This is a genomic window from Streptomyces sp. SAS_272, from assembly GCF_052543235.1.
Map to the genome: position 1 here is coordinate 1 of NZ_JBMNDR010000161.1, position 9131 is coordinate 9131.

The window sequence follows — 9131 nt, forward strand, 5'->3', positions numbered from 1 at the left end:
GCGTTCCACCAGCAGGGGCAGCGGCTGCGACGCGGTCACCAGCTCCCGCAGCGGGAACCGCGCCAGCACCGCGTCCACCTCCGGCGTCAACGCCGCGGCCAGCCGGGACACGGGGGGACGGCTCTCGTCGCGCAGGGCCTCGACGGCGATCAGCACCGCCTTGCGCTCCGGGCCGCTCGGCACACCGTCCGCCGCCCGCTCGTACAGACGGGCGCCCTCCTCCAGGACCGACTCGGTGTCCGTCCCGGCGGGCACCTTCACGCCGGCGTGGTGCCGCCACGTGGTGACGGGGTCCCCCCACGCCTCCACGGTGTACGTCCAGCGGCCGGTCGCGTCCGGGGTGACGTCCGCGCCCCAGCGGTCGGTGCCCGGGGCGAGTTCGCGCATCGGCGTCCACGGGCCCGGCTCGCCGTCCGGATTCCGCAGTACGACGTTGGCCGCGACGGCGTCGTGCCCTTCGCGGAACACGGTCGCCGAGACCTCGAACGTCTCGCCGACGACCGCCTTGGCGGGCCGGCGTCCCTGCTGGACCAGCGGACGGACGTCGAGGACGGGTATGCGCCCGACGGCGGTGACCGCGGCGTCCGCGGTGGTCGTGGTCGTCGCGACGGCCCCGGCGGCCTCACCGTGCCCGGTGGCGTGGGTGTGCCCGGCGGGCTGCACGGGCTCGGTGTTCTTCGCCGGCTTCGGGCTCCTGGTGCCCTTGGCGCCCTTCGCGCTCTTCGGCGCCTTGAACACTTCGGCGTCCTTGGCGTCCTTGGCGTCCTTGGTGTCTTTGGCGTCTTTGGATTCCCTGGCCTCCTGGGAACCCTTGGCGTCTTTGGAGGCCTTGACGTCCTTGGGGGTCTTCTTGGGGGGTGTCGAGGGGTGGTGCCTGGCCGGCATGACCGCTCCTGTCCGCATCAAGGGGGGTGGGCGGATGGATGTGGTGGGAGGGGGGTCCTGCGAGGGAGTACCGGAGGAGCCTTCCACCCTGCACGGGTGAGCAATCCGGCCCGTTGTTAACTCCTCACGTCGATATCCGACTCGATGCGCCGGCGTCGTCGGACGCACCACTGGCACCCTCTCGCGCGGGGCGAAGCCCCACAAGGTGGCCCAGGGGAGTGAAAGCGGGATTTTCGGCCCTTCGCCGCAGGGCTCCGGCCAGCCCCCGGCAAGGGCGGCGCCGACGCCGGTACCGTCGTAGCAGACATGGACGCACACTGCCGTGCGCCCATCAAGCGAACGCGCAACGCCGAGGTGGAATGTGAAGGCGATCCGTCGACTCACCGTCCGACCCCTCCTCCCCGAACCTCTCCGGCCGCTCAGCGACCTGGCCCGCAACCTGCGCTGGTCCTGGCATGCGGAGACCCGCGACCTCTTCCGTTCCGTCGACCCCGAGCGCTGGGCCCGCTTGGGCGGAGACCCGGTGAGACTGCTCGGCGGCGTGCCCCCGGCACGCCTCCTCGAACTCGCCGAGGACCGCCGCTTCCTGCGCCGGCTCGCCGCGGCCGCCGGAGACCTGCACGACTATGTGAGCGGCGACCGCTGGTACCAGGCGCAGCCGGCCTCCGACGGCCTCCCGGCCGCCGTCGCCTACTTCTCCCCCGAGTTCGGCATCACGGCCGCACTGCCCCAGTACTCCGGCGGCCTGGGCATCCTCGCCGGCGACCATCTGAAGGCGGCCAGCGACCTCGGCGTGCCGCTGATCGGAGTGGGCCTGCTCTACCGGCACGGCTACTTCCGGCAGACCCTCTCGCGGGACGGCTGGCAGCAGGAGCACTACCCCGTCCTGGACCCCAACGAGCTGCCGGTGACCCTCCTGAAGGAGGAGGACGGCACGCCGGCCCGGATCTCCCTGGCGCTCCCCGCGGGCAAGCAGCTGCACGCCCGCGTGTGGCTGGCGCAGGTCGGCCGGGTCCCGCTGCTCATGCTCGACTCCGACGTCGAGGAGAACGACCTCGGCGAACGCGGGGTGACCGACCGGCTCTACGGCGGCGGCAGCGAGCACCGGCTGCTGCAGGAGATGCTGCTCGGCATAGGAGGTGTCCGGGCGGTACGCACGTACTGCCGGCTGACCGGTCACGCCGAACCCGAGGTCTTCCACACCAACGAGGGTCACGCCGGCTTCCTCGGTCTGGAGCGCATCGCCGAACTCGGGGACGCGGGGCTGGACTTCGACTCGGCGCTGGAAGCCGTCCGGGCCGGGACGGTCTTCACCACGCACACGCCCGTCCCGGCCGGCATCGACCGCTTCGACCGGGAGCTGGTCGCCCGGCACTTCGGCCCCGACGCCGAGCTGCCCCGTATGGACGTGGACCGCATCCTGCGGCTGGGCATGGAGACGTACCCCGGCGGCGAGCCGAACCTCTTCAACATGGCCGTCATGGGACTGCGGCTGGCGCAGCGCGCGAACGGGGTGTCGCTGCTGCACGGGCAGGTCAGCCGCGGGATGTTCTCCGGGCTGTGGCCGGGCTTCGACCCGGAGGAGGTGCCGATCACCTCCGTCACCAACGGCGTGCACGCCCCGACCTGGGTCGCCCCCGAGGTGCTGCGCCTCGGCGCCCGCCAGATCGGCGCCGAGCGCGCCGAGGACGCCCTCAGCGTCGGCGGCTCCGACCGATGGGACTCCGTCGCCGACATTCCCGACCTGGACATCTGGGAGCTGCGCCGCGAGCTGCGCGAGCAGCTGGTGCTGGAGGCGCGGCGGCGACTGCGCGCCTCCTGGCGTCAACGGGGAGCCGCGAGCGCCGAGTTGGGGTGGATCGACGGCGTCCTGGACCCTGACGTCCTCACCATCGGCTTCGCCCGCCGGGTCCCCTCGTACAAGCGTCTGACGCTGATGCTGCGGGACCGTGACCGGCTGACGAAACTGCTGCTGCACCCGGAGCGGCCGATCCAGATCGTCGTCGCGGGCAAGGCGCATCCGGCGGACGACGGCGGAAAACGCCTGGTCCAGGAGCTCGTCCGGTTCACCGACGACCCGCGGGTGCGGCACCGCATCGTCTTCCTGCCCGACTACGGCATGGCCATGGCGCAGAAGCTGTACCCCGGCTGCGACATCTGGCTCAACAACCCGCTCCGCCCGCTGGAGGCCTGCGGCACGTCCGGAATGAAGGCCGCGCTCAACGGCTGCCTCAACCTGTCCGTCCTGGACGGCTGGTGGGACGAGTGGTTCCAGCCGGACTTCGGCTGGGCGATCCCCACCGCGGACGGCGCCGGAACCGACCCGGACCGCCGGGACGACATCGAGGCGACGGCCCTCTACGACCTCCTGGAACAGCGCATCACACCGCGCTTCTACGAGCGGGGCCGGGCGGGACTGCCCGACCGCTGGATCGAGATGGTCCGCCAGACCCTCACCCTGCTCGGCCCGAAGGTGCTGGCGGGACGCATGGTGCGCGAGTACGTGGAACGGCTCTACACCCCGGCCGCCCACGCGCACCGGACGATGGTCCCCGGCACGGCGCGTGAACTCGCCGGCTGGAAGCAGCGGGTGCGCTCGGCCTGGCACGCGGTGGCGGTCGACCACGTGGAGACGTCGGCGGCCACCGTCTCGGCCGAACTCGGCACGACCCTCGCCCTGCGGGTGCGCGTGCGCCTCGGCGACCTCACCCCCGACGACGTCGAGGTGCAGGCGGTCTCGGGCCGTGTCGACGAGGAGGACAGCATCACGGACGCGGCCACGGTCCCGCTGAAACCGGCGGGCGGCCCCGACCTGGAGGGCAGGTGGGTCTACGAGGGCCCGCTGTCGCTGGACCGCACCGGCCCCTTCGGGTACACGGTCCGCATCCTCCCGGCCCACCGCCTGCTGGCGTCCGGCGCCGAACTGGGTCTGCTGGAGGCGCCGTCCGAGGATGCGGTCGAAGGAGCGGGCGTCCTGCTGCGCTGACCCGACGCAAGCGCCCCCCCGCGCACGCGCCGCCGCCCGCCCGCCACACCCACCGCATCCGGTGGACGTGCGGGCGGGCGGCGGAAATCTCTGGCCGGGCCACCGGCACGGCCGCTAAGCTCCCCGCGATGACTACTCCTTCTGTCGACAGATCGGGGGACCCGTCCGCGCAAGGTGAGTGCTGATGACGACTCACCTCGCGAACGAGGACTCCCTGTTTTCCTTCTGGCCGCGCGTGCGCGAGTTCGCCGTGCCGGCCTCGATGATCGAGACCGCGACAGCGCGCCGCCGTGCCGGCGACTGGGCGGGGGCCTGCGCCGCTGCGGGCGTGGACGTCGATCTGGATCTGCGCGCCCTGGCGACCTTCCACGGCCGTCAGTTCGTCTCCCGGCTGCGTTGCGACCTGCGACATCTGGCTCCCGACCTGCTGCGCTGGCATTTGCCGAGGGTCGCCCCCGACGGGCTGCTGCGGCCGGGTCTGACCGTCGCCCTCGCGCGCTACGACGGCGCGGGGCGAGGCGGGCGTCCGGTGCATCTGGTGGTGCGGACGCCGCCCTCCTGGGCGGACGCGGGCCAGCGGATCAGCCTGACCGTGTGGGAGGGATCCCGCGCGGGGCACGGCGCAGGCCCGGGCCACCCCCACCCGCACCCTCACCCCAGTCGGCGGTTCCGTCTCGACCTGCACCGGCACCTGTGGGACGCGCGCCGCACCGACGAGCTGCGCACGCGGTCCGGGGCGACGGCGGCGCGGACGCCGGGTGAACCGGAGGAACCCGTCCAGAGGGCGTCGCGGCTCACCCTGCCCCCGGGCGCGGTGCCCGACGGCCGTACTGCCGCCGTCGACCGGTGGGCCGCCGAGGCCGACATCCTGCTCCGGGCCGAGGGCCGGTCCGACGGCGCCGTCCTGGTGCGGCTCGGCGGACGGCGCCGGCTGATCCTCGAGACCCACGGGGGCGGCGGAGCCGGGCCGCCCGCACTGCGCGTCACGCCCGCCGGCGGCGGAGCCGGCGCCGCCTCGGCGGCAGATCGCGCGCCGGCCGTGCTGCCCGACGCCGCCACGTGGACCCCGCCCGACCTGGAGCTGCTGCGCGCCGGCGCGATCGACGCCGACGGGCTGCACCCGCTGGTCGCTGCGGCCCTGGTGCCGGACGTACGGCCGAAGGACCGCCGTGGGACCGCAGACCGGCCGGGACAGCCGCGTTTCGTGGAGTGCCGGGGAGCCCGTCACCGGATCGGCCTGGTCGACGGGGTGCTCGTCCCGTTGGACCACGACCCGGCCGAACTCCGGCGGGAGGAAATCCTGGTCGCGCTGAGCGGAACCCCGTTGCCGTGCCTGCGGGCCGTCGACGAGGCCCACCGCCGCCCGGACTGTCTCACCGGCGTCCGCGAACGCCTCGTCCACGGCGACATCGCCGGAGCGCTGGCCGTCGTCGAAGGGCTGCTGGGCCCCGAGGCGCTGCTGCGCGACGGCGCGCTGCGGGACGAACTCGAGGCGGCCGCCCGGCGGCGGATCACCTACGGGCTGTACCGGGCCGGTCTGACCGGACCCGCGCCGCACCGCCTCCCGCCGCGTGAGCCCCGTCCGTCCGGCCTGCGCTCACGTCCCCGTCACATGGCCGGCCGCTGAACGGGATCCGCCCGACGGGATCCGCGCGCCGCCCCCTCTCCGACGTCCCTCCCGCCTCTGTCCGTCGCCTGCCCATCGCTTGCCGAACGACCTAGCGGGACTTCGTCCGTCCCCGCCCGCCCTCACTCGCCCTCATTTCTCCTCGTCCGGATCTGCCCGCCCGTGCGCGGTCGTGCCCGCCCTCGGACGACTTCGCCGGGCCTGCGCGCCCCTGACGATCCCGCACGACCCCTCCGACCCGTTCCCGCGAACCCAAAGGTGATCACCATGCCCACATGCGCGCCGCTCGCCCTCGTCGGCACCCATGCCGATGACCCGTCCCGGCCCGGCGGCACCTCGCCGTCGGACGTCCTGGACCGGTCCGACGACCCGGCCTCCCGACTCGACGTCGCCGCTGACCTCCTGGCCCTGTTGCGCGACTTCACCACCGAACCGCGCCCCGACACCCAGCTGGAGGCCCTGACCCTCGCCGTGGCGGCCGACCTCCCCGTGCTGCTGTGGGGCGAACCCGGCATCGGCAAGACCGCGGCGCTGACCCAGCTGGCCGCCGCCCTCGACCTTCCGCTGACCACCGTGATCGCCAGCGTGCACGAACCGTCCGACTTCTCGGGGCTGCCGGTCCTCGGCGACGACCCGGCGACGCAGGGCGTTCCGATGGCCCCGCCGGACTGGGCGGTACGGCTGGTGCGGGCGGGCCGCGGGCTGCTGTTCCTCGACGAGCTGTCCACCGCGCCGCCCGCCGTGCAGGCCGCGTTGCTGCGGCTGGTGCTCGAGCGGCGGATCGGCGCCCTGCGGCTGCCGCCCGGCGTGCGGATCGTGGCCGCCGCCAACCCGCGGTCCTCGGCGGCCGACGGCTGGGAGCTGAGCCCGCCGCTGGCCAACCGCTTCGTCCATCTGCAGTGGACCCACGACCACGAGGTCGTCCTCCGCGGTCTCGGCGGGACCTGGCCCCGGGCGACCCTGCCCCGGCTCGACCCGGCGAAGCTTCCCGAGGCCGTCGGCTTCGCGCGCCGGGCGGTGTGCGGCCTGCTGGCCGCCCGCCCCACGCTGGTTCACCGGCTGCCCAGCGGCGAGACCCGCCGCGGCGGCGCCTGGCCTTCGCCGCGCAGCTGGGAGATGACCCTGCACCTGATCGCCTTCGCCACGGCGGCGGGCTCCTCCCGGGACGTGCTCTCGCTGCTGGTGAGGGGCGCCGTCGGCGACGGGCCGGGGCTGGAACTGCTGGCGAGCCTGGACCGGATGGACCTGCCGGACCCCGAGGACCTGCTCGCCGATCCGACCCGCGCGGAGCTGCCCCGGCGGGGGGATCTGCGCCAGGCGACGCTGGACGCGGTGGTGGCGGCGGTCCGGTCCCGCCCGGACCGTCCACGCTGGGACGCGGCGTGGGCGCTGCTGGTGCGGGCGGTCGAGACCGGGGCCCCCGACCTGGTGGTGGTCCCCGCGACCACCCTCGCCGCGCTGCGCCGTGACGACTGGGAGGTCCCCGCGTCGATCGAGGGCCTCGCCGGCGCGGTGGCCCTCTCCCGGCGCGCGGACCAGGCGGCGGCCCGCACGAAGGCACGGGACGCCGGCACGGCCGAGGCGGCCCGATGAGCACGGCGGGTTCGGCGGACCCGGGCTCCGGATTGCCGGCGGACGGGCTGTCGGGGGCGGCGGGTCCCGTGCCGGGCGGATCGGCGTACGGGCGGCCGGGTTCGGCGGGTGGAGGATCCGGTGCGCAGGCGAACGCCGGGGGTTCGGCCGGCGCGGGGCCGGGGGCGCAGGCGGGGGTGCGGAGTCCGGCGGCCCTGGCGGCCGGGGTGCCGTTGGCCGCGCGGGTTGCGGCCGACGCGGCGGCGCGCCCGCCGTTGGACATGGACAAACTGCTCGCGGCCCGGCTGTACGCCGCCCGGGCCCGTCCCTACCTCGCGACGGCACTGTTCGCCCTGCACATCGTGGAGTCACGGCAGGTGCCGACGATGGGCGTGGACCGGTACTGGCGGTGCTACGTCTCGCCCGGGTTCGTCGACCGGATGCCGGTCGAGGATCTGGCGGGGGTCTGGGTGCACGAGGTGTCGCACCTGCTGCGCGACCATCACGGCCGCAGCGACCGCCTCGCGAGGGAACGCGGCCTGACCGGGCCGGGGGAGCGGCTGCGGATGAACATCGCCGCGGACTGCGAGATCAACGACGACGCGTACGGGGACGGGCTCGTCGAACCCGCCGGGGCCGTGACACCGGCCTCGCTGGGACTGGACCCGGGCGAGCTCATGGAGGACTACCTGCGTCAGTTCCGGCTCGGGCCGCGCACGCAGCGCCTGTCCTGGCTGGACTGCGGAAGCGGCGCGGACGGCCGGGAACGGGACTGGGAACTCGGTCCCGACGGCGCGGACGGCCTCAGCGCGCAGCAACAGGACGCCGTCCGGTTCCGGGTGGCGCAGGGCATCGAGGGGCGGCCGGGGTCGGCGCCGAGACAGTGGAAGCGGTGGGCGCAGGAGGCCTTCCACCCGCCGCAGCCCTGGCGGGAACTGCTGGGCGCGGCGGTCCGCTCGGCGGCCTCGGGTCCGGGCGCGGGCGAGGACTACAGCTACGGGCGCCCCGCGCGCCGCTCGGCCTGCCTGCCCGGCGTCGTCCTGCCGAGCCTGCGACGCCGGCCGCCCCGGGTCTGCGTCGTCATCGACACGTCCGGTTCGGTCAGCGACGCCGAACTGGGCAGCGCGCTCCTTGAGGTCGCGGCCATCTCCCGTGCCGTGGGCGGCCGTCGTGACCTGGTCTCCGTGATGCCGTGCGACGCGTCGGCCGGCATGGTGCACACCCTGTGCCGTGCCGAGGGCATCCCCCTGGTGGGCGGCGGCGGCACGGACCTGCGCACCGGCTTCACCAAGGCGTTGCGGACCGACCCCCGCCCCGACGCGATCGTCGTCCTCACCGACGGTCAGACCCCCTGGCCCGAAACCCGCCCGTCCTGCCGCACGGTGATCGGCCTGTTCCCCCGCGACCGCGCCGGCTACGACGAGACGGACCCCGACTACGTCCCCGACGCTCCGCCCGCCTGGGCCCGGGTGGTGGAGATCGGGACTACGGGGGGCATCTGATGAGCCCTTCGCCCCTCGGCGCCCAACTCCCTTGCCGAAGGCGGGGGTCGTGCACTTCGGAGCGCCTGGGTGCAGACCTTTCGCGACGAATGCGGCGTGATCAGGATGTCAGCGGCACGTTGACGGCACAAGACATGTTGAATCTCGCCGGTCTCACCGCCTTCATTCCGCTGGAAGCCCTGATGGCCAACGCACTCCTTGCCGACGGGAATGGGACGGGAACAGATAGCCGTACGCGTCAGGATTGTCGCCGAGGTGGCGAGGGCTGGGTGGACCCCGGAGCCTTGGACAGCGCGCATGGCGGTCGACCCACGGGAATGGAAGCGTGCTTGGACAGCGCCTATCTGGCCGAACACTCCGGGACCAAGACCGATCCGGGTACAGTCACCTCCCCCCCCGGCTACCTGTGGGGCAAAGCGTACGCAGGGCATTTCGGCCTGGACTCGCGGTACGCGATCAATGAGCTTCTTCGAGTTGGCCACCGATCGGGTGATGAGCCGTGAGCGCAACGAGCGAGGCCCCCGGGCTGTTGATCGAGATGTCTGACGTCTCAATCACG

The 9131-nt window shown here is 74.0% G+C and carries 5 protein-coding genes; 4 read left to right on the forward strand and 1 reads right to left on the reverse strand.

The window, feature by feature from the left end; translation table 11 throughout:
* Positions 1 to 885 (reverse strand): maltotransferase domain-containing protein (locus ACN6LD_RS41340; protein WP_445045852.1); only part of this gene is annotated, 885 nt, incomplete at its 3' end.
* A 361-nt stretch (positions 886 to 1246) separates the two neighbouring features.
* Between ACN6LD_RS41340 and ACN6LD_RS41345 the strand changes: the two genes are divergently transcribed.
* The 4 genes from ACN6LD_RS41345 to ACN6LD_RS41360 all read left to right on the forward strand — a co-directional run bounded on the left by ACN6LD_RS41345 (position 1247) and on the right by ACN6LD_RS41360 (position 8572).
* The gene (locus tag ACN6LD_RS41345; RefSeq protein WP_445045853.1) at positions 1247 to 3871 is read left to right on the forward strand and encodes a glycosyltransferase family 1 protein; all 2625 of its coding nucleotides are present in this window, start codon (positions 1247 to 1249) and stop codon (positions 3869 to 3871) included.
* Positions 3872 to 4055: 184 nt separating this feature from the next.
* On the forward strand, positions 4056 to 5498 hold the full coding sequence (locus ACN6LD_RS41350) for a hypothetical protein (protein ID WP_445045854.1): 1443 nt from the start codon (positions 4056 to 4058) through the stop codon (positions 5496 to 5498).
* Positions 5499 to 5765: 267 nt separating this feature from the next.
* Positions 5766 to 7091, forward strand: coding sequence for an AAA family ATPase (locus tag ACN6LD_RS41355; RefSeq protein WP_445045855.1), 1326 nt, complete (start codon positions 5766 to 5768; stop codon positions 7089 to 7091).
* Between the two features lie 260 nt (positions 7092 to 7351).
* Positions 7352 to 8572: a vWA domain-containing protein gene (locus ACN6LD_RS41360; protein WP_319192407.1), complete on the forward strand. Its 1221-nt coding sequence runs from the start codon at positions 7352 to 7354 to the stop codon at positions 8570 to 8572.
* Positions 8573 to 9131: the final 559 nt, after the last annotated feature.

Excerpts from the sequence above, each read along its gene's own strand:
- ACN6LD_RS41350 (WP_445045854.1), top strand. The coding sequence starts at position 4,056 with ATGACGACTCACCTCGCGAACGAGGACTCCCTGTTTTCCTTCTGGCCG.
- ACN6LD_RS41355 (WP_445045855.1), top strand. The coding sequence starts at position 5,766 with ATGCCCACATGCGCGCCGCTCGCCCTCGTCGGCACCCATGCCGATGAC.
- ACN6LD_RS41360 (WP_319192407.1), top strand. The coding sequence starts at position 7,352 with ATGGACAAACTGCTCGCGGCCCGGCTGTACGCCGCCCGGGCCCGTCCC.